This is a genomic window from uncultured Dysosmobacter sp. (genome assembly GCF_947631635.1).
Lineage (GTDB): Bacteria > Bacillota > Clostridia > Oscillospirales > Oscillospiraceae > Oscillibacter.
In genome coordinates this window covers 31,766-55,823 of the sequence record NZ_CANRMB010000021.1, presented here as the reverse complement: position 1 = coordinate 55,823, position 24,058 = coordinate 31,766, and the positions used below count along the sequence as shown (strand labels likewise).

Below are 24,058 nucleotides of genomic sequence, written 5' to 3'. Positions count from 1 at the left end.
CCAGTTGCGCCCGTAGGCCCGGTTACACCGTCGGCACCTGTCGCACCGGTTACTCCGGTGGGACCGGTGGGGCCGGTTACTCCATTCGCGCCAGTCGCGCCGGTTGCGCCCGTAGGCCCGGTTACACCGTCGGCACCTGTCGCGCCGGTTACTCCGGTGGGGCCAGTGGGGCCGGTCACTCCATCCGCGCCTGTCGCACCAGTTGCGCCCGTAGGCCCGGTTACACCGTCGGCACCTGTCGCACCGGTTACTCCGGTGGGACCGGTGGGGCCGGTCACTCCATTCGCGCCTGTCGCGCCGGTTGCACCCGTAGGCCCGGTTACACCGTCGGCACCCGCTGCACCGGTTACTCCGGTGGGACCAGTGGGGCCGGTTACTCCATTCGCGCCTGTCGCGCCGGTTGCGCCCGTAGACCCGGTTACACCATTGGCACCTGTCGCACCGGTTACTCCGGTGGGACCGGTCACTCCATCCGCGCCTGTCGCGCCGGTTGCACCCGTAGGCCCGGTTACACCGTCGGCACCCGCTGCACCAGCCGCACCCGTCGGGCCAGTAGGACCGGTTGCACCATCAGCACCAGTGGCCCCAGTCGGACCGGTGGGACCTGTCGCGCCATTGGCACCAGTCGGGCCAACAGCGCCGGTCGGGCCGGTGCCGCCATAGGCACCAGTTGGACCGGTAGGTCCTATAGACCCGGTTGCCCCGGTCGGGCCAGTGGGGCCGGTTGCGCCAGTCGCGCCCGCAGGCCCGGTTACACCATCGGCACCTGTTGCACCGGTTACCCCAGTCGCGCCGGTCGGCCCAGTTGCGCCATCTGCTCCTGCTGCACCAGTCGGTCCGGTTACACCATTAGCACCAGTGGCCCCGGTCGGGCCAACAGCACCGGTCGCACCAGTTGGGCCGGTGGGACCGGTTATCCCCGTGGGACACGGCCTTGGCATACAACACTGGTGCTGCGGCGGAGCAGGCGGACAGCTGTTCTGCAAATAAAACGCTCCCATACCTGTAGGGGTTTCGGAGCCTGAATATCTTTTCAAGCTTACATTCCTCCAAAAAGATATTGCCTCCAGCCTCCTGCCGGGAGACACAGAGGCCTGCTACAGTATATGTCAATGCGGATCGAACGTGTGTCCGGGGTGAAGAATCGCTGTGACAGGAACCGGCGGACTGCACCACCTTTGCCAAAGCCCCCTGAAACCGATGGCTTTTGGTGTACTCGTATATCGTCTTCTGCTCAAATCTCCGCTGGCTGATGCCCCATAGATATAGCCTGCTTCAAGATCAGCGGAGAACCGCGGTTCCCGCATCCGGCTCAACAATGAACTCTCATGAGATAGAGGTCCCATGCTGCATGGGAGCGGACTTGCGCCGCACGGATAAAAGAAGGGAACCTCTGTCTGCGGGGAAAGTATATCACCGCCGTACTCGGCGAGGATACCAAATCGGTTCAACCAGCCGGTGCATAACAGGTGGATATTCTTGCGGGGAATTTCGTTAGGTGGTCGGTTTTGGCCTGCTGTGGCCGTGGCAGGTGGCCGGGATAAGACAAAACAGAGAAAAAACTGCACTGTTGACGGATTCTACAGGTGGCTGTAGAAGGTGGTTTCAGTGAAATTCAGCGGGGGTCAGCGTGGGGGTCTATTTTCGCCCCTTGGGGTCAGGTCGGGGGTCTGCATTTGCTCAAGTGCCCGCCGCCTAAGGTTCCTGCTGGGGTCCATGCGGGGATATGAACCCATTACGGCAGGGATTTTGCCGCAGCCAGCTATACACTGCCTGCGGCAATAATAGAGGCTCTGGTGACCCACAAGAGTGCGGTTGGATTGCTGAGTGTCGAAAGGGATACGTAGCGGCAGAGATAATCCGTCTGCACTTCGGCCTGTGAGCCGCTGTGTGCGAAGTTGATAGGCTGGGTGGCATCCGTATCCCTGCTGAAGGATGAAGTGCCGTGTTGGGGCTTTGTGGGCCTTATTGGACAGAGGCAAAAATAGCGGAACCCCACCTCAAAATCTGCGCCGCAAAACAAAGAACAAGAGCCCATCCGCCTCCACTCCTGAAGTGATACGCCATATCAAAGAAAGCACCGGTTGCTGCGAAGCTGATTCGAACCAGCGTTTACAAAGAGGTCTACAAAGTTTTTTTAGACAATTTGTAATGGTTTATAGGCGCATCCGCTTCATTCCAGTTGCTTTCCGGCACTCTTTGAAAACAGTGTTTCCATATGTTCCACGTCTGTCTGTGGCTGATTATGTGGTCAAAAAACCGCCCTTCGCTTGTGAGTACTCACACAGGCAAAGGGCGGTGCTCTCTTTCTTACGAAATTGATACACCTTATCAAAGAAAAAGCCGCCGACTTTACAAAGAAAATCGGCGGTACGGTGTATGATGCTGAGAAGTTTTGCAGAGGGGGGTTGGCCCCTGAGCCCCTCCATTACTTTTTCCCAAAAATGAAGGTCAAAATATCCATGACAGCTTCCACGATCAGCGATACAGCAATAAAAGTCCACAGGAAGCCGACAGAGGCAAAGGGATTCGCCAGAATGATAATGGCAAAGAGGACAGACAGAGCGGCTCCAATGAGAGCCACGAACCAATATTTTTGCTTGAGACGCAGCAGATCAACTGCCCACTGCAATTTGCTGATGCCGGTGATCAGGATGATGACCCCGTAAAAGACTGTGATCAGTGGGAAGGCCGCAATCAGCCACTCGGTTTTGAACAGGCAGACAAAAGCACCGCCCACAAGGAGCAGTCCCTTCATAAGACCGCTGGACTGCGCGGCATCCTCCGGTTCTGCCCGGAAGTATCCTACAACGCTGGAAACGCCCATAACCGCAAGGACAACTCCAAGGGTCATAATAATTCCGGCGGTAAAGCCCACCGGGTTGATGAGCAGCAAAATACCAATGATGATTTCCGCAAAACAGGACAAAATGTTTCCCATGTTTCTGCTGACTTTACTCATAACGGTCTCCTTTCAAACTTTGCGATATTATGTTGGTATAAGAGCATTTAGCGGTTGTTTCCCCAGTAAATAAGGGCCAGCATCCCCGGTCCGGTATGTGCGCCGATGATGGGTCCGATCTCCGCAACATGGATCTCCGCAGAGGGAAATCGCGCCTGGACGTTTTCCCGAAGCCGCGCGGCGGCTTCAGGTGTGTCGCCGTGTCCAATCACCACCAGTCTGCCGGTTTCGGGGGTCCAGCCCTGTTCCATTCTGGACAGTTGAGCCTCCATCGCTTTCTTTCGTCCCCTGGGTTTTCCTATGACTTGCAAACAGCCCCGCTCGTCCACATGGAGCAGAGGCTTGATCTGCAGGGCTGTCCCCATCACAGCCGCTGCGGAGGAGACCCTGCCACCGTGGCAAAGATGGTCAAAGGTATCAACAGTGAACCAATGGCAGACCTGCAAGCGATGATTCATGACCCAATCCGCCAATTCGGTAATGGACAGCCCTTCGGCCTGTTTCCTGACCGCCTCCCGCACAAGAAAACCTTCACCGACCGACGCGCACAGCGTGTCCAGACAGAGGATCACCCGCTCTGGGTACTCCTGCTGTAGCTCCTCCGCTGCCAGCTGTGCCGACTGGAAGGTGCCGGACATTCCGGAGGAAAAGCAGAGATAGAGGATATCTGTGCCATCTCGGAGAAACGGCTCAAAATACTGAAAATAGACGGACGGGTTGATCTGAGAGGTAGCCGCGAAGCTGCCCTCCCGCTGTAAGCGGTAAAACAGCTCCACGGTCATATTTCCTCTGGGGCCATAGGTATATTCATGCCCGCCAATCTCCACCTGCATAGGGATGACCTCTACAGATGGAAGCCCCTCCATCATACTTCCGCACAGGTCGGCTGTGGCGTCTGTGAAAATTTGATAGCCCGCCACTGATCAGATCTCCCTGCCGCAGCCCGCGCACGTCCCGCACTCCTGCCAGAGCCTGTCGGCGGTGACCTTCCAGTCCTCGGCATAGGGGGTGGTCTTGCCGCACAGGTGATCGGCGCTCTCCGGACTCTGATAGTCGGTACTCTCCGCACCGGTGTCCGCCACCATCTGCCGCAGCTTTTCCGGGTTTTCCAGCATGGGGCAGGGGCGGAGCATATTGTCATTGAAGGGCTGTCCATCGTGGTAGGCCATAAACAGCGGTCCCCGCAGGGCGTCCAGCAGGGAGACCTCGTGGATGTTAGCGTCGGAGTAGTGGATGAACGCGCAGGGCTCCACGTCGCCCTTGGCGTTGATGTGCAGATAGTTCCGCCCGCCAGCGATGCAGCCGCCCACATACTCGGCGTCGTTCTGGAAGTCGATGCTGAAAATCGCCTTGCTGTTTCGATACTCCCGGATGCGGCGATACATCTTCTCCCGCTGTTCCGGGGTGGGAAGCAACTCCAGCGCGGCGCCGCTGCCCACCGGCATATAGTGGAAGAACCAGACAAAAAACGCACCGCTGTCGATCATCAGGTCGAAGTATTTCTCGCTGCTCACATCCTCCACGTTCCGGCTGGTGTAGCAGGTGGAGACGCCGAAGGGCAGCTTGTGGGCTTTCAAAAGCGCCATGGCACTTTGTATCTTCTGATAGACGCCCTGGCCCCGGCGGGAGTCGTTGGCATCCTCAAAGCCCTCCAGGGAGATAGCGGGGACGAAGTTCTTCACCCGCAGCATCTCCTGGCAGAATTCCTCGTCGATGAGGGTGCCGTTGGTGAAGGACAGGAACTCGCAGTCCGGGTGCATCTCGCAGATCTTGATCAGGTCTTTCTTCCGCACCAGCGGCTCGCCGCCGGTATACAGGTACATATAGGTGCCCAGTTCCTTGCCCTGGCGGATGATGGAGTCGATGTCCTCCAGGCTCAGGTTCAGCCTGTTCCCATACTCCGCCGCCCAGCAGCCGGTACAGTGGAGGTTGCAGGCGGAGGTGGGGTCCAGGAGGATGCCCCAAGGGATGTTGCAGCCGTACTTCTCTTTCATCTCCTCCTGGGTGGCGCCGCCCTTCAGGCTGGCGTTGAACAGGAAGTTCTGGAAGAACGCCCTGCGGACGCCGGGGTCCAGCTCGTACAGCCGCAGGATCAGTTGGTACCAGTTGTTCTTTTCCTCGATGACCTTGCGGATGGCGTCCCGCTGGGCGGCATACCAGCCCTCTGGCGTGAACTTGTCCACCAGTTCCATCAGCTTGGGGATGTTCTCCTCTGGGTTGCCCTCAATGTAGTTCAGGGCTTGATTGACCGCAAAATTCTGCATACTGGCTTTGATCGAGTTACTCATAATATGTTTCCTTTCTCCTTTTATACTTCCGTTTTGGTTGGGGGCTTTGGGTCAATTATAGGGGAACTTGGGAAGAAAGTCACAGGACAAAATCCTGCCCGCGTCCGAAAATACGACACTTCGCCGTTATTGTTACCTTTTGGGACAAAAATCGAAAAGTGTCCCTTGCGGGATCGTGATGATCCATATACTCTTAATCATAAACGCGGGAAAATATTGTGCAGGAAGGAGCGGGAGAAATGGAAAACTCAATGTCTCGCATTTTAATTGAGACAGTGGTAAAAAGTACCTTAAAAGGATTGAGGGATGATCCGGAGCGGAATATCCGGAACCTTGTGGATATGGCTCTGCATTTTTCCGGCGGCCGGTTTCAGCAACAATTTTTTGGAACGGCTCAGAGGATGCTGGAAAATGAGAACAGCCCCTATTATGGGCTGGTACGGGACCTGACCTCCTATGCGGACACGGAACATCTTCTCCGCTTTGGGATGAACCTGGGATACAACAGCTGCACCTACGGCGCCCGGCGGATCAGGCAGAATGAGGAACAGTTGGGGCACAATATCCCTTGGACGATCTTGTTTCAAATGGATGACCGGTCTTTGGATCACCTGACGCAGTATGACGCGGCGATTTCGGACGGCGAAAAGCTGGGCATCTACACTTGGATGCTGTTTGCCCCCAAGATTCCCAGCCAACTGTTGGGGTTGATTGAAAATCACCCTGACAGCGCGTTCTTCCTGTTTTGTGAACCGGAGGACATCACCGACGATTTTCTGGACAGCGTTTCAGAACTGAAAAATGTGATGCTGGCGCCGCACTATCAGGAAGGACAGGAGAGAATTTTCGACAAGCTGCGGGCGCTGGGGCTTCCTTACTCGGCCTGCTGCCCATACTCCGAGGATGATTTGGAAATGATTCTCAACGGAGATCTGTTCGCCAGCGTCCAGCAGGTACGTCCCATCTTTGCTGCGCTGCTCCCCCGGCCGGACTGCCCGGAGCAATTCCGCCGGCTGACGTATCAGGCCGTGGAGCGGTCCCGGAACGAGCAGCTGTTCCAGATGTTCCCTTGGGAATTGGAGCGGGATAATCAGAAAATCGATGAGATCATCTCGGACGACGCCTGCTCGGCATTCTTTGATCCGAATGGGTATCTTCTGGAGCCGGACGGCGAACGCTCCGGCCTGTGCCTGTTTGACGATGGACTGGAAGCTGTGCTGCAAAGCGCCTGTCCCAAGAAACGATCCGAGGTGTCCGCAAAATGAATTCTAAGATCGGTATCGTAGACGTTGGCGGCGGTTATCGGGGGATCTACGCCGCCGGGGTGCTGGACTACTGCATCGACTACAAGCTTCATTTTGACCTTGGGATCGGCGTTTCGGCGGGCAGCGCGAATCTCATTGCCTACAAAGCGGGTCAGGCCCGACGCAATTACCTGTTTTATACGGATTACGGCCTGCGAAGGCAATACGCCGGGATCGGGAACTTCCTCCTGAAACGGTCTTTCCTTGATTTGGACTATGTATACAGCACCTTGAGTAATTCGGATGGGGAGAATCCACTGGACTACGCCGCCGCGGTCAGAGACCCTATGGAGTTTCTGGCGGTGGCCACAGAGGCGGAGACCGGGCGGGTAAAATATTTTGATATGGGGGATATCCGGCAGGACAACTACAGCGTGATGAAGGCGTCCTGCGCGATTCCGTTTATCTGTCGTCCCTATGCGGTAGGCGATACCCTTTACTATGACGGCGCTCTGTCTGACCCGGTCCCCATCGGGAAAGCCTTTCAGATGGGCTGTGAGCGGGTGGTGCTGCTCCTGACTCTGCCGGAGAACACGGTCCGTTCATCGGATCAAGACCGGAAGCTGGCAGCCCGCATCCGAAAAAAATATCCGCTGGCGGCGGAGCAGTTGGCCCGCCGTGCGGAGCGTTATAACGCGGGCGTGGATTTGGCGAAGCGGTATGCGTCTCAGGGCAGAGTCATGATCATTGCCCCGGATGACACCTGCGGCGTCGATACGCTGTGCCGGGACGCAAAGGCAATGGACAGGTTATATCAAAAGGGATATTGGGACGGAATCCGGGTCTCCTCATTTTTGAAAGAAGCGTAGGGAGTTGAATATGCAGTGGAGTTCAAGCTCCCACGGAAAACGGCGGTATCAATATGAAAGAGGCGTCTGCAATGAAATGCGAAAATAGCAAGTATGTGAAGCTGGGCGTTACCGGCGCTGTCACCATGATCGTCAGTCTGTTGTGCTTTTTTCTCCTGTTCCGGCTCCCGGCGGTATTTCAGGCTGTTCAAAGCATTTTGAACATTCTGGCTCCCTTTCTCTATGGCGCGGTCATCGCTTACATCCTGGCCCCTGTCTGCAATCGCCTTGAACAGTGGATACGGAAGGCTTTGCCACGGAGCAGACAGCTTCCCGGCACGCTCTCCATCGTCCTTGCGATCCTGCTTGCCGTGGTTCTTGTGATCGCGCTGGTTGTGCTGGTATTCCCCCAGGTGTGGGAAAGCATCTTGGGGATCTGGGCTGTTCTGCCCGGTCAGTTGGAATCCGCGATCAGTTGGTTCCATGATTTTCTCAACAATCAGCCGGAGCTTCAAGCATGGTGGGACGGTTTTTCCAGTGAAATCATCTTAAAAATCGAGGCATGGGTGCAGACAGAGCTCTTGCCCGCGGCGCAAAATGTCTTGAGCGGTCTGGGCGTTCAGATAGCCGGGTTCATTGGAACGCTGAAAAATCTTTTCTTGGGCGTTCTGATCTCTGTCTATCTGCTCGCCAGCCGGAAAACCTTTGCCCGACAGGCAAAGCTGCTGCTCTGCGGCATATTTCCAAAGCGGTGGGCCGATTTGATCGAGGAAGAAGTTCATTACGCCGACAAAATGTTTAACGGCTTTCTTATGGGAAAGATCCTGGACTCAGCTATCATCGGCGTGATTTGTTTTGTGGTGACAAGCCTGCTGCACTTTGAGGCGGCCTTACTGATCAGCGTGATTGTAGGTGTTACCAATATCATCCCGTTCTTTGGCCCCTTTATCGGCGCCATACCATGCGCGCTCCTCCTGCTGCTGGAAAGCCCCGCGCAGTGCTTGATGTTCTTAGTTTTCATCGTGATTTTGCAGCAGCTCGATGGAAACATCATCGGCCCCAGGATTCTGGGGAATACCACGGGTCTGTCCAGCTTCTGGGTGCTGTTCGCGATCTTGCTGTTCGGCGGACTTTGGGGTATAACCGGAATGATCGTAGGCGTCCCGCTCTTTGCGGTCATTTATGATATTGTCCGCCGTCTGACCAATTGGGGCCTGAAGCGGCACGACCGAAATGATTTGCTGGGAACATAAATAAGTCCAAAAGCGAATTGTAGGCAAAATGAAAAATGCGGCAGAGTTTATCACCCTGCCGCATTGATTTTTTATAAGGACTATTAGAGGACGAGAAATGTGCAGGTTCCGGGGTCCAGGGTTACGCTCCCGGCTTCCACCGCTTGCGGAGAAAGGTCGGGCAGTTCTGCCGGGCCAGAGAGGATAAGGGGCCTCCCATTCAGCCGCATGATTGTGGAGCGCATCGTATCGGCGTTCAATGTGTACCGCTCTGCCGGTCTGGGGAGTTGTACAGTCAGGGTGTCGGTCAGCGAGTTGTTGAGGATGAGGTACACGACCCCCGCCTTGCCGTCCCTGCGGGAATGGCAGTAGATATGCTGCTCCCGTCCTTGCAGAGCACCGCAATCATAAACGGTAGTCCCCATCAGGCGGTTCCAGAGCAGAACAGCAAAATAGTTGGGCCGGGGCTTAAAGCTGCCGTGCTCCAGGAAGCCATAGTCCGAGGAGGCCAGCGTATTGTGGAAGATCACGCCGTCCGTGATGGCCGAAAAACTCCCCAACTCGTTTAGAGTACGAAGCACGTCCAGATAGGTGGACGCCCAGGTGTCGCCGCCTCCGCCGGCATCCCCCGATTCCGTCACCCACATCGGCTTGCCGGGCGCGTACCGATCCCGCAGGGGAATGTGATCCTTTGCGCAATCGGGCGCGACAGCCAGATATTCATCGCTGTGCGCCAGTTCCGCAGGCCAGTGGGCATCCGGCATCATGGAGGCGATACGCTCTGAAACGCCGTTATAGTAGTGGTAGCTGAACACATCCAGCGGGACCTTCGTGCCAGCCAGCAGCTCATGGGTCGTACAGCTCTTCGCGATGCTGCCGATCCCCGCGCCAAGGCTCCGCTGGCCCGCGCGGGCAACCGAGGGGTCACCGGTGGTGCAGGGGCCGACAATCAGACAGCCCGGATAGTTTTCCCGCACCCAGGTATTCAAGATATCCTGATCTCTGGCGTAATCGGCGGGAGTATAGCCTGCCGGAGCGCCGGACAGCTCCAGCATATTGGGTTCGTTCATGAACTCCACAGCATCAATCTCTACGCCATAGGCATGGCTGAAATCAAAGATCTTCTTTGCCTGTGACAAGTCCAGCGGCCCGCCGCCGGGGTGGTCTCCTGTGCAGTTGCTGACAGAGATCAGCAGTTTGCCGTTAACTGCCTTGACAAAATTCAAAACGCCGAGCCATTGCTCTTTTGTCAGAACACTTTGGTAACCATCCGGGGCTTTGCCGCCCGTTGTTCCCTCAAAGTCATAGTAAGTCTTGGTGGCCCATGTTCCGGAGATACGAATCCATGCGGGTCCCAGTTCCCTGGTAAGTTTTTTCAGCCGCTCATTGGAAAGATCGATTGGCGGATAGTATTGCATCAGCTCCGCCATGGCAGTAATATCCTGCAAATTGGTGACAGGCGGGAACGCCTCTGTTCCGCTGATCTGCCCCGGTGTATAGGCTTTCCAAAATGTGCCTCCGGTGATCTCGGTCATCTCGATGTTGTAGGACGCCAACCGTTTATCCACCGTGCGGAGGATGGGAAACCCACTGGAGGGTAATTGGATCGTTCGTGACATTGCCGCAGCTCCTCTCTGTTAATTGTCCGTTGTTTCCTGATTGATTTCCTGATAGATCGCGACAGCCCCATTTTGCACCAGCCGCTTTAATCTTGCGGCAAATTCCTCCGGAGGCATACAGTCCTTTGTCATCAGCCACCGCTTCATGGCGCAGAGGACGGCGTCGGTAAAGAAATCAATCGAAAATTCATCGACCTGCTCACTGCCCAGCAGGCAGACAAGATGGGTCTTCAGGATGGGCTGGATATATTCCGTAAAGTGATCGGAAAAAGAATTTTGACCTTTGATTTGGAGCGCACTGCAATAAAAATTACGATTCTCGTAAAAATAGCAGCAAGCCTTTTCGATAAGATCCCACCTCTCGCGGTATGCGCTGGAGGTGTTGTCGGAGGCCAGCGAAATAAACTCTGTGTCAAATATCCAGTTGACAAGATCATATTTATCCTTGAAGTGATAGTAGAAGCTCTTTCGGTTCATCCCGCACCGCTCGCAGATATGGGCTACATTGATCTTGTCGAAGGGGATCTCCTCCATTAGTTCCCGCAGGGATGCTGCCAGCGCCTGCTTTGTGATATTGGCGTCCGCCATGCTGATGCCCCCCTTTCTTTACAGGATGCCGGTATGGTCCAGCACAATCAGAAGTCCCATCAAAATCAGAATGATCCCGCCGGCAAGTTCCGCTTTTGCCTTATACTTCGCGCCAAAGCGATTTCCAATTTTCACACCGGCGGCGGAAAACAGGAACGTGGTAACGCCGATCAGAAGTACCGCCGGAATGATGTTCACCTCCAAAAACGCGAAGGTCACGCCAACGGCCAGGGCGTCAATGCTGTCTGCGATGGCAAGGGGAAACATCGCCTTGGCTGAAAAGGAGGCATCCAATTTTTCGATTTCCCCGCGCGCCTCACGGATCATGTTGATGCCAATGAGGGCCAGCAGCGCGAAAGACAGCCAGTGGTCGAAACTCTCAATGGCGCTTCGGAAACTGCTGCCCAGCAGATAACCGATGAGCGGCATGACCGCCTGTCCACCGCCAAACCACAGTCCGGCGGATATCAAATGCTTGTTTTCTACCTTCTCCACCGACAGGCCCTTACAAATCGCAATGGCAAAAGCGTCCATTGAAAGGCCAACCGCAACCACGAATAATTCCGCAAATCCCATGTCTCTATCCTCCATTGTTTATGGCGGATAAAGAAAATGACGACACTCACCCGCCAAGCAGATAAGTCTCGTCATTTCAGATGATACCAGGAGCAACTCCAGTCTGTTGGCATCACCGCACACATTGTGCCGACTACTCCCTTATTGAGACACAGTTTACCAGAAAATTTCGTTTTTTTCAATGCCGCCCATCAAAAAGTTTTTGGACAAAAAAGGCGAAGTGTCCCAAAATGTAACAATTTCTGCTTTTCGGTAAAAAATAGGACGCGGAGAGTTTTTTGCCCCATGATATTTTGTCAGGGCCTTGTTATAATGCTATGCAAATGATATCAGGAGGACGAACAATGAACGCTTACAACCGTGACATTCTGAGCCTGATAGAAGAACTTGGCTCCAATGCCGCAAACGGCTTGCGGGAAAGTCAGGTGCAGGAGAAACTGCGCCGGTACGGCGAAAACAGACTGCGGGAAAAGAAACGGAAGACCAATTTGCAGCGATTTGCCGAGCAGTTCAAGGACGCCATGATTCTGATCCTGCTTGCGGCCGCGGTGGTCTCTTTCGTGATCGCCTGCATTGAGAAAGACCCTGCGGAATTCTTTGAGCCGGTACTGATTCTGCTGATCGTCATCCTCAACGCCGTCATGGGCGTCATGCAGGAGAGCAAGGCGGAAAAGGCCCTGGAAGCCTTGAAGACGCTCTCCGCTCCCCACGCCCGCGTGATCCGGGATGGGCAGGAGTGCGTCATTGATGCGGCGGGGCTGGTCCCTGGCGACGTGATCCGCCTGGAGGCCGGTGATTTCGTCCCTGCCGACGCCCGCCTTTTGCGCAGCGTCAGTCTGAAAAGCGAGGAGTCGGCGCTTACCGGCGAATCGGTCCCCTCGGAAAAGGATGCCCAGGCGGCAGTGGCCGAGGACGCACCCCTGGGGGACCGGAGCAACATGGTGTTCTCCGGCTGTGCCATTACCTACGGCACGGCCACCGCCATGGTGACCGCCACGGGAATGGATACCGAGATGGGCAAGATCGCCAATCTGCTGGACAGCGAGGTCGAGACCCAGACCCCCTTGCAGAAAAAGCTGGCCCAGCTCGGCAAGTACTTGGGCGTCCTGGCGCTGGCAGCCTGCGCCATTATCTTCGTGGTGGGCCTCGCCAATGAGATGCCGGCGCTGGAAATTTTTATGACGGCGGTCTCCCTGGCCGTGTCCGCCATTCCGGAGGGCCTGCCCGCCATTGTGACCATCGTGCTGTCCATCGGTGTCCAGCGCATGGTCAAGAAAAACGCCATCATCCGCAGCCTGCCTGCAGTAGAAACCCTGGGCAGCGCCTCTGTCATCTGCTCGGATAAGACCGGCACCCTGACACAGAACCGCATGACGCTGGTAAAAGCGTATCGGGACGGCGCGTTTATGCTGGAGGACATCGGCTCGAATAATTCTTCCGAGGTCAAGCAATTACTGCAATACGCCGCCCTTTGCTGTGACGGCAGTGTTGTATTTGACGGCGGGGAGGAGCGGCATATCGGAGATCCCACAGAGACCGCCATCGTCCTGGCGGCCCACAAGAACGGAATGCCCAAGGACTCCTTGAACGAGCTGTTCCCCCGGCTGGGGGAGCTGCCCTTTGACTCCGACCGGAAGCTAATGACCACGATCAACCGCATTGACGGAAAGAAAATCGTCATTGTAAAAGGCGCTCTTGACGTGATGGTTTCCCGCTGCATCGCTGGCGATTTGGAAACGGCAAGGCAGATCAACGAGGCCATGAGCCGGGAGGCCCTGCGGGTACTGGCGGTGGCCTGCAAGGAGATCGACCGGGTCCCCGATGTGCTGACCTCGGAGGAGTTGGAAAACGGTCTGACCTTCCTGGGACTGGTGGGTATGATCGACCCGCCCCGCCCGGAGGCCAAGGAGGCCGTCGCCGTCTGCCGCAGGGCAGGGATCAAGCCGGTAATGATCACCGGCGACCATGTGGTTACCGCCTCCGCCATCGCGAAAGAACTGGATATCCTCCAGCCGGGAGACAAGGCCATCACCGGCGCGGAGCTGGACGCCATGAAGGACACCGAGCTGGACGCCCAAGTGGAGCAGATCTCCGTCTATGCCCGCGTCTCCCCCGAAAATAAGATCCGCATTGTCAGGGCGTGGCAGCGCAAGGGGCAGGTGGTGTCCATGACCGGCGACGGCGTGAACGACGCCCCAGCCCTCAAGGCGGCGGATATCGGCTGCGCCATGGGCATTACCGGCACCGACGTGGCCAAAGGCGCCGCCGACATGACCCTGACGGATGACAACTTCGCCACCATCGTGGACGCTGTTCGGGAAGGTCGGGGCATCTATGCCAACATCAAAAAGGTGGTGGGCTTCCTGTTGGGTACTAACATCGGAGAGGTGATTGTCGTGTTCCTCTCCATGCTGATGTGGCACAAAACGCCGCTGCTGTCTATGCAGCTATTGTGGATCAATCTGGTCACCGACAGCCTGCCCGCCATCGCTCTGGGTATGGAGCCGGTGGAGAACGACATCATGGAGCGGAAACCGAAGCCGAAGAAGGAGGGCCTGTTCGCCCACGGGTTCGGCGTCCGTATCGTTTTACAGGGCTTCATGTTTGGCGCGTTGGCTCTTGCCGCGTTTTATATTGGCGAGGCGGAGACCGGGCTTTTGGCCGGAGGGCAGACGCTGGCGTTTATGGTGCTTGCCCTGTCCCAAGTCGTGCAGGCGTTCAATATGCGGTCTGACCATTCCATCTTTCAGATCGGGCCCTTTGGGAACCGCAGTCTGAACGGAGCGGCTCTTGTCTCCGTGGCGCTGGTCCTGCTGGTGCTGTTCACTCCGCTCTCCATTCCCTTTGGTTTGATTGCACTGCCGGTCAAGCTGTATGGGATCGGCGCGGCCCTGATCTTCGTCCCCATTCTTGTGATGGAGCTCTCCAAGGTGTGCGGTCTGATCAAACACCAACACACATAACCTATTTGCCATATAAACGGGGATGTCGGAATCCCGGCATCCCCATTGAGGGAGCTTGCAATGGAAAGCGGATGTGCTTGTGCCCACAGAGACCGTCTTGGGGAACGCCGGTCGCCTCATTCCTATTCAGGCCCGTGACTTGAAACTGGATCATGCCCCTACTACAGCAAGGTATCCGAAAAAGATATATTACCGCATTTTGCCGCCCGATATCTCCCGGATACGCTGTGCCGTTTGGTATGCTGCTTGGTGTTCCCGCAGTTTCATCTGCCTACGCGCTCATAAAGGAAGCGACAGGGCTCCGGGAGCAGAGGATGCGTACAGCAAGGCGTGCGGAGTGAAAAGAGCTTTTCCGCTGGCGGTAAAGCGGCCCGCCAATCAAAAGTCTGCTACGCCATGGCAAAGATAAGACCAAGAGCAATTCAGCTGAACTGCCCTTGGTCTTATTTTATGCCTTTCCATATTTCTCCCGCAAACTCTGGTGGCCCCTCTGGTCGTGCCGGCGGAGGCCGTCTCTCGTCACAAGCTCCCATGTGCCCTTTGCCCGAGGGGATAGATCAAGACACATCGTTTCTTTTGGATAGCAGCTCTCCGGGTCAAAGGTCAAATCAGAAGCCACCCGCCTCTGCCAGACGGTCTCTTCCGCCAGCTCTGCTTTGCCTGTCTCGTAGCTCTTTAACTCATGGGTAGTGTCGATTTTTCGCAAAAATTCCTCAGCGGTGAGTTCGTCGCGCAGATACTCCATCCGAGCTAACCGGGCATTCTCGCTCCAGGAATCGTATTGCGAATAGTCCATGGGGACCAGCCGTGAATGCTCTTCTGGGAGGGCATCCTTATAACGCAGGAAACGGGCGTACATACGGTCACGAAGCTGTTTACAGACGAGGAGCGCCTCGTCTTTTTCTCTGCCCTCGTTGCGCTGGAACCGGGAGCCCCTCTGCTTGCAGGGGAAGCCGTCTATGACTCGGTCGCAGTAGCGGGTGGCCTTTTTCGTCTTTGGGATGAAGTAGCCCCAGCAGTATTCGCACCGGGTGATGCGCTGTTTATCCTGGTGGAAGTAAAGCGCCAACTCCAGAAGGTACAGGCCGAGAAGGTTGTGTGCGGAGAAGACGCGCCCGCTCTCTGGGACGCCGTCCAACAATGCCGGGTCGCAGAGCCGAGCCACATCGGGATAGACAGAGCGCAGTTTCTCAAACCGCTCCCGCTGGCTGGTCCGCTCCATGCCGTCGAAGGTCATCTCAAAGATATTTCGCAGATAGATCTGCGTCCGAATTGGCTCCTCTAAAATACGAAGAATCTGCTGTCCTGCCTTCAGAAGAAAAGACGCGCTCCCGTCATCCTCCATCTGCAAGCTCTGGTGTAGGAACTCGCCTAACACGAAGAAGCCCACTGGGTCTTTAACGTGGAGCAAGGATGGCAACAACAGGGCCTCCGCAACAAAGTCCTCTAAATCGGCGGTTGGGATGTCCAGATGCTCCTCAAAGAGTGGGTATTCCGTCCACAGCCGTTTGATCTCCCGGCGGTAGTCCGAGTAGTCGGTCTCGACAGCGGTGATCAGAGCCTCTGCAGGCGTGGCTGCGGGCAAGTGTTCCTCGGTTCCGTCCGCATAGTGAAGGATGACAGAAAAACAACCATTGTCCTCCTCTTCCAAAAGAAGCCCCGCACCGATAGTTGTCATGTCCGTCACCTCCTCCGCAAAGATCACTTCCTGATGTAATCTTCCGCAAAATTATTCTATCATAAAACCATCGGGGATGGTAGAACCGAAAAATAATTTCAGGAGGTACAATATGAAGCAATCGCAGTACAAGTCCTATGACGACCTGCCCCTGTTCCTCAACGCTGAATTGGTAGCGAAGCTGCTCGGGGTGTCGCCAAGCAGCGGTTATGAGCTGATGCATGAACCGGGCTTCCCGGTGCTGAAGGTGGGTAGCCGCATGGTGGTGCCCAAGAAGAAATTCGTCCAGTGGGTGGAAGAACACACAGCGGGAGGTGATGGAACATGAGAAAACACCGTGTCCCTCTGGGCTGGCCTCGCCGTGATCCAAGGTGCTATCGGTTCCCGGTGTCGAATGAGGTGTGGGAGTACAAACTCCAGCCCACAGAGTTCGTGATCCTCTCCTACATCTGCTACCAGCAGACTCATGGCAGAGAAGAAAAGAAAGTCAGTGCGCAAGCGGTGGCGGACAGTCTCCGGTTGACCGCCGCCACGGCGGAGAAGCACCTTGCCACTCTGGTAAGCAAGGGCCTCATTACTGAAAACGGTACCCTCTCATCCAAGCGTGAGACCGGAAAATTTTTCTCTCTTCCTAACGAGGTCTTCCTGCTGGCCCTGCCGTCCACTGCCTTCTTGGTCTACGCCTACCTCCTCTACTGCGAGGACCGCCGCACCCACCAGTGTCATCCCAGCTACCGCACTATCGCCAGGGCAACTGGTCTATCTCTAAACACGGTGGTGAAGTCGGTGGGCGTTCTTGCAGAGAGAACTCTCATCACCATGGAGGGAAGCTGCTGGTTCAACGAGGTAGGAATGAAGCGAAACGGCAACAACGTCTACACCATCCGTCCCATCCGGGAAGCAGTCGATCACTACAACGAGCAGCAGCTCCATCGGCTGGACGCCGAAGTTGAGCGGCAGAGAGTGCAGGCACGGCTGTCGCGGCTGTGTGCGCCACAGGAGCCGCTCTCGACAGCAGGACGGCCACGGACACCACCGACAACGTGAAGCAGTGTGTCGGGTCTGTGTGGCCGCTGTGCGGCATGGACGGTTTCGGCAATATGCCAAACAGCAGGATAAAGGCGTGACGCCTTGAGGGCACCACGCCGGGTTACACCGGCCCGCAGTGCGGGCCGGGAAACGGAATAATCCAAGGTTTAAAGCCGATTGCAGTACATTTTGAAGGAGGTTGTGCAAAACGTAGAATGGCATCAATTTTTCCCGTGTGGCATTGGATTTGGCATTGGCTAAGGGGGAAACCTTAGCGCCGCAAGGGTTTTCCCGACATTACAGGTGGCAAAAACCCCGATTTATACGATTTTGGAGGATAACATCATGGCAGAAGAAAAAGTGAGATTTCAGATGCGGATCGCCCCCGATACAGACCGGAAGGTCAAAGCGGCGATGCCGTTGGCGAATTGCCGGAGTCAAAATGAGTTTGTAGAAAGCGCGCTCCTGTTCTACTGCGACTACCTGACGGCCAGCGACTGCACCACCATACTCCCGCCTATGTACCTGTCCGCTCTGCGCGGTACGGTACAGGATACGGAAAACCGGATCTGCCGTCTGCTGTTCAAACTGGCGGTGGAGCAGGACATGGTGATGAATGTGCTGGCGGCAGGAATGGAGATCCCGGATGAGCAGCTCCACGCACTCCGTGGCCGCTGTGTCCAGAACGTGAAAAAGACCAACGGCAGCGTCACGCTGGATGATGCGGTCCACTATCAAAACGGTGTGGACTGATTCCAACCACTCAAATATTGAGAGACCTAAACAAAGAATAAGGAGCTGGCAAAAATATGTCTGTTCTGATAACTCTGCCCCTGACCTCTGGCTATTCGCCAGCACTGCTGGTATGTTGTGTGGTTGGAAAGGAGGGCAGTACGATGCGAAAAATTTTGGAAGACCTGTACTTCGGTAATATCGCGCCCTATGAAAAGCGGATGGCCGCAAGCTCGGAGCTCCGGCGTTTGGCAAAGCGGGCGTCTGACTGCGAGAGCCAGTTGACAGAACGGCTCAATGAAGAGGAGCAGAAGCTGCTGAACGTACTGATTAACGCACAGCAGGAGATTGACCGCATCACGATCATGGAAAATTTCATCTTGGGATTCCGCCTCGGCGTTCGTCTGATGGCGGAGTGTATGGATGAGGACGACGGAGATCTGGCGAACGGAGGCGGGCACTGATGGCGAAGCGAAGGCCGTCCGGTGACGGCATGGTACGCCGGCGTGATGATGGCCGCTGGGAGGGCCGCATCGTAGTGGGTCACAAGGCAAACGGCGACTCCATCTTCCGCTACGTCTACGCGCCCACACAAAAAGAACTGTCTGCGAAGCTCCGACAGCGCATCGACACCTACCAGGGCGTAGACCTGACGGAACAAAGTCGCATGACGCTCTCAGAGTGGCTGGATCAATGGCTGGTCAGTGTGGAGGGAACGGTTCGTCCTACCACCTTCACCCGGTATCGCGGCACAGTGGAAAACCACCTCAAACCATATCTGGGCAATAGAAAGCTCTCCCAGCTGACGGCGAAAGATATCCAGCGGCTGTATGAAACTCTGGCGAAGGAGGGCCGTCAGGATGGACAAGGTGGTCTCTCCAGCGGAACCATACGCGGCATCCACGCTGTGTTCCACGGGGCGTTGAAAGCGGCGCGGCAGGCCAACCTCATTGCCAAGAACCCCATAGAGGAATTGGAGCCACCCAAGTTTCGCTACAGAGACAAGCAGGTCCTGACGGATGAACAGTTGGATGTGTTTATGAAGATCATCACAGAGGATGAAATCTGGCACGATTTCTTCTACACCGAGCTAACAACAGGTATGCGCCGGGGCGAGATCTGCGGACTCAAGTGGGAGGACTTCGACGAGGTCAATGGAACGCTGAATGTCCGCCGCACTGTCCACGTTGAAAAAGGCGGCAAGCGTACCACATGGGATACCAAAACGAGTGCTGGCTCTCGAACGATTACCCTGCCCTCCAGTACAGTGGAGCTCCTTCGGGACCGCAGACAGTCTGCTCCGTCCGATTGGATATTCCCCGATCCGTTGAAACCGGAAGAGCCTACAAGCCCCGGCTCCGCATATAGTCGCCTCAAAACGCTGCTGCGAAAAGCCGGGCTACCCTCTATTCCGTTCCACGCGCTCAGGCACACCTTCGCCACCCACGCCCTGTCCTCCGGTGTGGATGCCAAGACCCTCTCAGGTATCCTGGGTCACACACGGGCTGGATTTACTCTGGATACCTACACTCACACCACAGGCGATATGCAGAAGCGGGCCGCTGAAATTGTGGAGGAATTTATGACGGATATTTTTGGAAAGGAGCTGCGCCCATGGGAAGAAAACGCAAAAACGGCGAGGGCACCGTCCGACTGAGGAAGGACGGTCGCTGGGAAGGCCGAGTGGTCATCGGCTATGATGACAAGGGCCTGCCCAAGACAAAAAATGTGCTGGCAAAAACCAAGGGCGAGTGTGTTGAGAAGCTGAAAGCACTGAGAGACAGCATAGATAGGCCAGCGCCAAGAACTACAAGAGCGGATATGCCCTTCGGGGAGTGGCTCACCTTCTGGTATGAGAAATACAGCAAGCCCAACGTCCGCCCCAATACCCAGCGTGGGTATGAGCGGCTGATGGAGACGTACATCCGCCCGAAGCTGGGGCAAGTCCCGCTCAACAAGCTGACCGCCGGCGATATTCAGCAGCTGTGTGTCTGGATGAAGACGGATGGCCGGATCATGAAACGAGAAACACGTGGGGCCGGTATCTCAGACAGTCAAATCCACAACTGCTATAGTCTGTGCCGCAGGGCATTGGATCAGGCGGTGGAGGAATGCCTCATTCCCAAGAATCCGGCGCTGGACTGCAAAGCTCCAACTTGTAAGCGACAGGAGATGAACATCCTCTCCAAAGAAGAAATGCGAAAACTCTTGATTCAGGCCAATCAGGAAGGCTACTATGAGGTGTTCCTCATGGAGTTTGCTACTGGACTCCGGCTGGGTGAGCTGATGGCGCTCCAGTGGGATGATTTGAATATGACCACCGGGGAATTGCGGATCAACAAGCAGATCTATCCGATAGATGGGAAGTTGACCATATCCGAGCCGAAAACCGATGCAGGAATCCGAACACTCATCCTTCCACCCTCTGTATTGAATGTCATGCGGGAATACAGGAAAACGGTAGACTCCCGGTGGATGTTCCCTTCCCCAAAAGTGGAGGACGCTCCCATCGGTCCCAGCGTGATCCGCCACCGATTGAACAAGCTCCTCGACCATGCCGGGTGCCGGCAGGTACGGTTCCATGATTTGAGACACGGATTCGCCACAAATGCGCTAGCCCATGGAATGGATGTGAAGACCCTGTCCACGATTTTGGGCCACACCTCCGGTAACACGACGCTGAACATCTACACACACGCTACAGATACCATGAGGAAATCAGCGGCAGAGAAAATCGACCGTGGAATCGCAAAAGCGGAGCCGAAACAGGAACTCGAGCGTGCTACAGAGCAACTCCCCGCCTTTCAGCCTACAAAAGGCAGAAAGCGCAAATGGGGAACCGGGAGCGTAACCCAATGCAACACCAACCGCTGGCGTGGATACTTCTCCAGAGTATGGCCAGACGGGACAACACATTTTAAGGATGTCTATGCTCCCACCAAGGAAGAATGTGAGGCCCTGCTGAGGGAGGCTATCTCGGAGATGAAAAAGGCGATCACCGCTGAAAGAGAAAGGATGGAGAACGAAGTCAGAGCAAGCTGAATAAGCAACTGTCCCCGCTGGGTTTTTCCCAGCGGGGACGCTTTTCTGTCTGTGGGCAAATATGTGGTCAAAGCCTGCGCTGTAAAAAATAGACAGCCGAATAAATGCTGAAAAAACAAGGTGTCCCGATAAAGTCGGGAACATTCAGAGAAAATAGTGAGGGGTATGTTTCTGCTGTCTGATTGCCACAATGCCTACAAAGAGTAGGGCCAACCTTCGTGGAACTCATTTCTGAACAAACTGATAACTCTGCCCTTAGCCACTGGCTATTCCCCGCCGTTGCTGGTATGTTGTGTGGCTGGAAAGGAGGTCAGACCGATGCGAAAGATTTTGGAGGATCTGTACTTCGGCAATATCGTACCCTACGATAAGCAAATGGTCGCAAACTCAGAGCTAAGGCGTTTGGTGAAACGTGCCGCTGACTGTGAGAGCCAGTTAACAGAACGGCTCAATGAAGAAGAACGCAAACTACTCAATGTGCTTACCAACGCACAGCACGAAATCGACCGTATCACGGCTCTGGAAGATTTTATCTTGGGGTTCCGCCTCGGCATTCGGCTGATGATGGAGTGCATGGATGAGAACGACGGTAATTTGGCGGACGGAGGTAGACGCTGATGGCAAAGCGCAGAGCCAACGGAGAAGGTAGCATCCGTAAGCGAAAGGATGGCCGCTGGGAGGGCCGCTACACGGCAGGGCGCGATCCAGTAACCGGGAAGGCCATCTACAAAAACGTTCTCGGCAGGACACAGGCAGAGGTCAAGAAAAAGCTCAAGACGGCGATTGAGAAAAACGGCAATCTGGACACAAAATCAGGGCAGTACACTGTAGGAAAATGGCTGGATGTTTGGATGGAGAACTACGCAAAGCTGCAAGTCCGGCCCTCGTCCCACAAGACCTACCAAGGCTTCATCGAGAACCACATCAAGCCCGCTCTCGGGGATATTCCCCTGGAAAAACTGACGGCGATGGACCTCCAGCGGCTGTATAAGCAACTGCTGGAAAATGGCAGGGTAGAATGCACAGAGTCCAGAAACAAACCGAAGGGACTCAGCGTTGAAACGGTGCGGAATATCAACCAGATGATCTCCTCTGCACTGAACTGCGCCGTGGAGCAGCGGCTAATTCCCAGCAATCCAACGAGAGGCTGAGTCCTCCCGAAGCTGGAGAAAAAAGAGATGAAGATCCTGCCGCCGGAAAGCGTCGTCACCTTCTTCGAAGAAGCAAGGCGCAGCGGTGTGTTCGATCTCTACTACATCGACCTGGCAACTGGCCTCCGGCGAGGGGAGTTGCTGGGGCTGAAATGGAGCGAATACGCTTCCACGATCTCAGACACACCTATGCGACAAATTTCGACAGAGACTTTCTTGCTTCGACATGATATAATAAAAATTTTTGCCGAAACTCTGTGCCGCTTTTAGGTCAAAAATTACTAAGGACTGGTCGGAAAAGCCCTGATTTATGGGGAATTCCGTTGTGTCCTTATTATACCCTATGGGCACACCTTCTCGGTCCTGGCTCTCCAAAACGGTGTGGATGTGAAAACCCTGTCCGCCATGCTGGGCCACTACTCGGCGGGCTTCACACTGGACACCTACGCCCACGTCACGACCTCGATGCAGAAACAGGCGACGAATGCAGTAGGCAGCTTCTTCTCCGGCGCGCTCCAGCCCTGACCGCTCCGATATCCCGTATGAGTCACGGCTTGGATGAAACGGGAACCGCAAAAATAAACGCCCAGGAAAAGTACAGAAGACAAAAGCAAAGCCGCTGAAATTCGATGAATTTCAGCGGCTTTGGTACGCCCTGAGGGATTCGAAAAATAAGACCCAAATTTTTGTAACTTTTTTCAGTGTAAAAGAGTAGCCAAAATATCCAATCCGCGTTCTAACAAGGCTACATTTCTGGGAGAACTAATGGCTATTCTGGCTGCAGGAAAAACTGATGCATTTCCCACAACAAAACGCTGGCTTCCAAATATTTGCACCCCTCGTTCCTTTGCTGCGCGCTCAAAATTCGCGCTACTCCACTTTCGTGGAAGATGCAACCAACGAAATTGGGAATTCGAATCCCCCAACATATAGTATTTTGACAAATAAAGATCAATTAGAGTGTTTCGCTTAATCAACTCTTCACGTTTTTCCTCGATAATCTGTTCCGCCATTCCCGAATTGATCAATTGTGAAACCAGCTCTGCTTCCAGCGGCGGTGCCATAACGTTAACGTTGGCATGGGTCGTAAACATTATCTCTATATATGCTGTCGGCACATATACGAACGCAATTCGAAAACCTGGAGAAAGCGAATTAGAAACGGAAGAAATATAAATACTCCTTTCGGGTATCAGTGCGGTGATGGGCATATGAGGCTCAGGGCTCAGGAACGAAAATGAGCTGTCTTCGATGCAAATCAGGTTAAACTTCCTTGCAATGTCTGCAACCGCAGCCCGCTCCTCATAGCTCATATAAATAGTAGTTGGATTATGGTGATCGGGAATCAAATAAATACCCTTAATCGTATCATTCACACAAATCCGTTTTAAACTTGAGACATCGAGATTCTGATCCACATAGGGGATCGGAACCAAGCGAATTCCTAATGTATTTGCGATGTTTTTAAATCCGGGATAGATTACAGCATTTGTTGCGATTTTATCGCCGTAGCGAAAAAGCGCCGCCAAAGTCACAGACAGAGCATTTTGCAAGCCTGCAGTAATCAAAATATTATCTTCTTTAACATTTAGTTTATATCTGGACAACCACTTTACACCGCATTTTTTGTAGGTATCTACGCCATATGTTCCCGGATAAGCAAAAATATCTCCGATTATGTTGGCCTTTTTTAAGAGCTGCTTCAACACATGTGAAGTGTACTTATCTTGCTCCGGAATCGGAAGCGACGCGCCTAAATTAATGCAATGGTTCAAGCCGTCTTCGGCCAACATGGGAAGGTTGGAAATAACGTCTGATGAAACATAAGTCCCCCGTCCAGCCTCTCCGCAAATCAAGCCTTTAGATGCGCAAAGCTTAAACGCTTTGGCAATCGTACTCAAATTTACATCTAAAAAATCTGCCAGTTCCCGCTGAGGGGGAAGTTTTGTATTTGGACGAAGCAAACCATCGCGAATGTCATGTTCCAACTTTTCTGCAATTTCAATATGTAAAGGTACCTGTCCTTCTTTTAAGATACTGGGTTTCCATGTTAGGGGATAGTCATCAAATGAATTAAATGGCATAAAACACCTCTGTTGCTGTCAA

General features: G+C 54.7%; 21 protein-coding genes and 2 pseudogenes. 14 read left to right on the top strand and 9 right to left on the bottom strand.

Annotated features, from left to right (window positions below; genetic code table 11):
- From Q0Z71_RS11315 to Q0Z71_RS11300, 4 genes and pseudogenes are all read right to left on the bottom strand, one after another.
- Nucleotides 1-1,001, bottom strand: a pseudogene (locus Q0Z71_RS11315) (collagen-like protein); the annotation flags it as partial.
- Between the two features lie 1,427 nt (nt 1,002-2,428).
- The gene (locus Q0Z71_RS11310) at nt 2,429-2,962 is read right to left on the bottom strand and encodes a DUF308 domain-containing protein (RefSeq protein ID WP_298022538.1); all 534 of its coding nucleotides are present in this window, start codon (nt 2,960-2,962) and stop codon (nt 2,429-2,431) included.
- Between the two features lie 47 nt (nt 2,963-3,009).
- Nucleotides 3,010-3,882: a DegV family protein gene (locus tag Q0Z71_RS11305; protein ID WP_298022535.1), complete on the bottom strand. Its 873-nt coding sequence runs from the start codon at nt 3,880-3,882 to the stop codon at nt 3,010-3,012.
- Nucleotides 3,883-3,885: 3 nt separating this feature from the next.
- Nucleotides 3,886-5,250 carry a radical SAM protein gene (locus Q0Z71_RS11300; RefSeq protein WP_298022531.1) on the bottom strand — a complete coding sequence of 455 codons (1,365 nt, stop codon included), beginning with the start codon at nt 5,248-5,250 and terminating at the stop codon, nt 3,886-3,888.
- A gap of 401 nt (nt 5,251-5,651) precedes the next feature.
- Between Q0Z71_RS11300 and Q0Z71_RS11295 the strand changes: the two genes are divergently transcribed.
- The 3 genes from Q0Z71_RS11295 to Q0Z71_RS11285 all read left to right on the top strand — a co-directional run bounded on the left by Q0Z71_RS11295 (nt 5,652) and on the right by Q0Z71_RS11285 (nt 8,595).
- Nucleotides 5,652-6,515: a hypothetical protein gene (locus Q0Z71_RS11295; RefSeq protein WP_298022528.1), complete on the top strand. Its 864-nt coding sequence runs from the start codon at nt 5,652-5,654 to the stop codon at nt 6,513-6,515.
- On the top strand, nt 6,512-7,363 hold the full coding sequence (locus tag Q0Z71_RS11290; protein WP_298022525.1) for a patatin family protein: 852 nt from the start codon (nt 6,512-6,514) through the stop codon (nt 7,361-7,363). Before Q0Z71_RS11295 ends, Q0Z71_RS11290 begins: the two co-directional genes overlap by 4 nt.
- A gap of 71 nt (nt 7,364-7,434) precedes the next feature.
- Nucleotides 7,435-8,595, top strand: a complete 1,161-nt coding sequence (locus Q0Z71_RS11285; RefSeq protein ID WP_298022520.1) for an AI-2E family transporter — start codon at nt 7,435-7,437, stop codon at nt 8,593-8,595.
- A gap of 83 nt (nt 8,596-8,678) precedes the next feature.
- Here the strand turns inward: Q0Z71_RS11285 and Q0Z71_RS11280 are convergent, their stop codons facing one another.
- From Q0Z71_RS11280 to Q0Z71_RS11270, 3 genes are read right to left on the bottom strand one after another with little or no spacing between them, the layout of a single operon-like run.
- Nucleotides 8,679-10,193, bottom strand: a complete 1,515-nt coding sequence (locus Q0Z71_RS11280; protein ID WP_298022516.1) for a beta-glucuronidase — start codon at nt 10,191-10,193, stop codon at nt 8,679-8,681.
- Nucleotides 10,194-10,211: 18 nt separating this feature from the next.
- Complete coding sequence (locus Q0Z71_RS11275; protein ID WP_298022513.1) at nt 10,212-10,781, bottom strand: TetR/AcrR family transcriptional regulator C-terminal domain-containing protein; 570 nt, start codon at nt 10,779-10,781, stop codon at nt 10,212-10,214.
- 18 nt (nt 10,782-10,799) lie between these two features.
- Nucleotides 10,800-11,357: a manganese efflux pump MntP family protein gene (locus Q0Z71_RS11270; protein ID WP_298022510.1), complete on the bottom strand. Its 558-nt coding sequence runs from the start codon at nt 11,355-11,357 to the stop codon at nt 10,800-10,802.
- Between the two features lie 344 nt (nt 11,358-11,701).
- On the opposite strand from Q0Z71_RS11270, the gene Q0Z71_RS11265 reads away from it, so the two are divergent.
- Nucleotides 11,702-14,320: a calcium-translocating P-type ATPase, PMCA-type gene (locus Q0Z71_RS11265; protein ID WP_298022507.1), complete on the top strand. Its 2,619-nt coding sequence runs from the start codon at nt 11,702-11,704 to the stop codon at nt 14,318-14,320.
- Nucleotides 14,321-14,768: 448 nt separating this feature from the next.
- Here Q0Z71_RS11265 and Q0Z71_RS11260 read toward each other — a convergent pair whose 3' ends face one another.
- A complete protein-coding gene (locus tag Q0Z71_RS11260) occupies nt 14,769-15,998 on the bottom strand; it encodes a hypothetical protein (protein WP_298022504.1) in 1,230 nt (409 codons plus the stop codon).
- Nucleotides 15,999-16,110: 112 nt separating this feature from the next.
- Between Q0Z71_RS11260 and Q0Z71_RS11255 the strand changes: the two genes are divergently transcribed.
- From Q0Z71_RS11255 to Q0Z71_RS11210, 10 genes and pseudogenes are all read left to right on the top strand, one after another.
- The gene (locus Q0Z71_RS11255) at nt 16,111-16,326 is read left to right on the top strand and encodes an AlpA family transcriptional regulator (RefSeq protein WP_298022501.1); all 216 of its coding nucleotides are present in this window, start codon (nt 16,111-16,113) and stop codon (nt 16,324-16,326) included.
- On the top strand, nt 16,323-17,045 hold the full coding sequence (locus Q0Z71_RS11250; RefSeq protein ID WP_298022498.1) for a helix-turn-helix domain-containing protein: 723 nt from the start codon (nt 16,323-16,325) through the stop codon (nt 17,043-17,045). Before Q0Z71_RS11255 ends, Q0Z71_RS11250 begins: the two co-directional genes overlap by 4 nt.
- Nucleotides 17,046-17,372: 327 nt before the next feature.
- Complete coding sequence (locus tag Q0Z71_RS11245) at nt 17,373-17,780, top strand: hypothetical protein (protein ID WP_298022495.1); 408 nt, start codon at nt 17,373-17,375, stop codon at nt 17,778-17,780.
- 143 nt (nt 17,781-17,923) lie between these two features.
- Nucleotides 17,924-18,223, top strand: a complete 300-nt coding sequence (locus Q0Z71_RS11240; RefSeq protein WP_298022492.1) for a DUF6809 family protein — start codon at nt 17,924-17,926, stop codon at nt 18,221-18,223.
- Nucleotides 18,223-19,416 carry a site-specific integrase gene (locus Q0Z71_RS11235; RefSeq protein ID WP_298022490.1) on the top strand — a complete coding sequence of 398 codons (1,194 nt, stop codon included), beginning with the start codon at nt 18,223-18,225 and terminating at the stop codon, nt 19,414-19,416. The genes Q0Z71_RS11240 and Q0Z71_RS11235 overlap by 1 nt, the downstream gene beginning before the upstream one ends.
- A complete protein-coding gene (locus Q0Z71_RS11230) occupies nt 19,374-20,801 on the top strand; it encodes a site-specific integrase (RefSeq protein WP_298022486.1) in 1,428 nt (475 codons plus the stop codon). The genes Q0Z71_RS11235 and Q0Z71_RS11230 overlap by 43 nt, the downstream gene beginning before the upstream one ends.
- Before the next feature lie 318 nt (nt 20,802-21,119).
- Nucleotides 21,120-21,419, top strand: coding sequence for a DUF6809 family protein (locus tag Q0Z71_RS11225; protein ID WP_298022483.1), 300 nt, complete (start codon nt 21,120-21,122; stop codon nt 21,417-21,419).
- A complete protein-coding gene (locus Q0Z71_RS11220; RefSeq protein ID WP_298022480.1) occupies nt 21,419-21,952 on the top strand; it encodes an N-terminal phage integrase SAM-like domain-containing protein in 534 nt (177 codons plus the stop codon). Before Q0Z71_RS11225 ends, Q0Z71_RS11220 begins: the two co-directional genes overlap by 1 nt.
- Before the next feature lie 27 nt (nt 21,953-21,979).
- Nucleotides 21,980-22,222, top strand: coding sequence for a hypothetical protein (locus tag Q0Z71_RS11215; protein ID WP_298022478.1), 243 nt, complete (start codon nt 21,980-21,982; stop codon nt 22,220-22,222).
- A 78-nt stretch (nt 22,223-22,300) separates the two neighbouring features.
- Nucleotides 22,301-22,477: pseudogene (locus tag Q0Z71_RS11210) on the top strand (site-specific integrase); the annotation flags it as partial.
- Between the two features lie 173 nt (nt 22,478-22,650).
- Here the strand turns inward: Q0Z71_RS11210 and Q0Z71_RS11205 are convergent.
- Nucleotides 22,651-24,036 (bottom strand): PLP-dependent aminotransferase family protein, encoded by a 1,386-nt coding sequence (locus tag Q0Z71_RS11205; protein ID WP_298022475.1) that lies wholly within the window; start codon nt 24,034-24,036, stop codon nt 22,651-22,653.
- Nucleotides 24,037-24,058 lie beyond the last annotated feature (22 nt).

Bases quoted from the DNA above. Each gene is read 5' to 3' on its own strand.
- Q0Z71_RS11310 (WP_298022538.1), bottom strand. From the start codon at position 2,962: ATGAGTAAAGTCAGCAGAAACATGGGAAACATTTTGTCCTGTTTTGCG.
- Q0Z71_RS11300 (WP_298022531.1), bottom strand. From the start codon at position 5,250: ATGAGTAACTCGATCAAAGCCAGTATGCAGAATTTTGCGGTCAATCAA.
- Q0Z71_RS11295 (WP_298022528.1), top strand. From the start codon at position 5,652: ATGCTGGAAAATGAGAACAGCCCCTATTATGGGCTGGTACGGGACCTG.
- Q0Z71_RS11290 (WP_298022525.1), top strand. From the start codon at position 6,512: ATGAATTCTAAGATCGGTATCGTAGACGTTGGCGGCGGTTATCGGGGG.
- Q0Z71_RS11285 (WP_298022520.1), top strand. From the start codon at position 7,435: ATGAAATGCGAAAATAGCAAGTATGTGAAGCTGGGCGTTACCGGCGCT.
- Q0Z71_RS11280 (WP_298022516.1), bottom strand. From the start codon at position 10,193: ATGTCACGAACGATCCAATTACCCTCCAGTGGGTTTCCCATCCTCCGC.
- Q0Z71_RS11275 (WP_298022513.1), bottom strand. From the start codon at position 10,781: ATGGCGGACGCCAATATCACAAAGCAGGCGCTGGCAGCATCCCTGCGG.
- Q0Z71_RS11270 (WP_298022510.1), bottom strand. From the start codon at position 11,357: ATGGGATTTGCGGAATTATTCGTGGTTGCGGTTGGCCTTTCAATGGAC.
- Q0Z71_RS11265 (WP_298022507.1), top strand. From the start codon at position 11,702: ATGAACGCTTACAACCGTGACATTCTGAGCCTGATAGAAGAACTTGGC.
- Q0Z71_RS11260 (WP_298022504.1), bottom strand. From the start codon at position 15,998: ATGACAACTATCGGTGCGGGGCTTCTTTTGGAAGAGGAGGACAATGGT.
- Q0Z71_RS11255 (WP_298022501.1), top strand. From the start codon at position 16,111: ATGAAGCAATCGCAGTACAAGTCCTATGACGACCTGCCCCTGTTCCTC.
- Q0Z71_RS11250 (WP_298022498.1), top strand. From the start codon at position 16,323: ATGAGAAAACACCGTGTCCCTCTGGGCTGGCCTCGCCGTGATCCAAGG.
- Q0Z71_RS11245 (WP_298022495.1), top strand. From the start codon at position 17,373: ATGGCAGAAGAAAAAGTGAGATTTCAGATGCGGATCGCCCCCGATACA.
- Q0Z71_RS11240 (WP_298022492.1), top strand. From the start codon at position 17,924: ATGCGAAAAATTTTGGAAGACCTGTACTTCGGTAATATCGCGCCCTAT.
- Q0Z71_RS11235 (WP_298022490.1), top strand. From the start codon at position 18,223: ATGGCGAAGCGAAGGCCGTCCGGTGACGGCATGGTACGCCGGCGTGAT.
- Q0Z71_RS11230 (WP_298022486.1), top strand. From the start codon at position 19,374: ATGGGAAGAAAACGCAAAAACGGCGAGGGCACCGTCCGACTGAGGAAG.
- Q0Z71_RS11225 (WP_298022483.1), top strand. From the start codon at position 21,120: ATGCGAAAGATTTTGGAGGATCTGTACTTCGGCAATATCGTACCCTAC.
- Q0Z71_RS11220 (WP_298022480.1), top strand. From the start codon at position 21,419: ATGGCAAAGCGCAGAGCCAACGGAGAAGGTAGCATCCGTAAGCGAAAG.
- Q0Z71_RS11215 (WP_298022478.1), top strand. From the start codon at position 21,980: ATGAAGATCCTGCCGCCGGAAAGCGTCGTCACCTTCTTCGAAGAAGCA.
- Q0Z71_RS11205 (WP_298022475.1), bottom strand. From the start codon at position 24,036: ATGCCATTTAATTCATTTGATGACTATCCCCTAACATGGAAACCCAGT.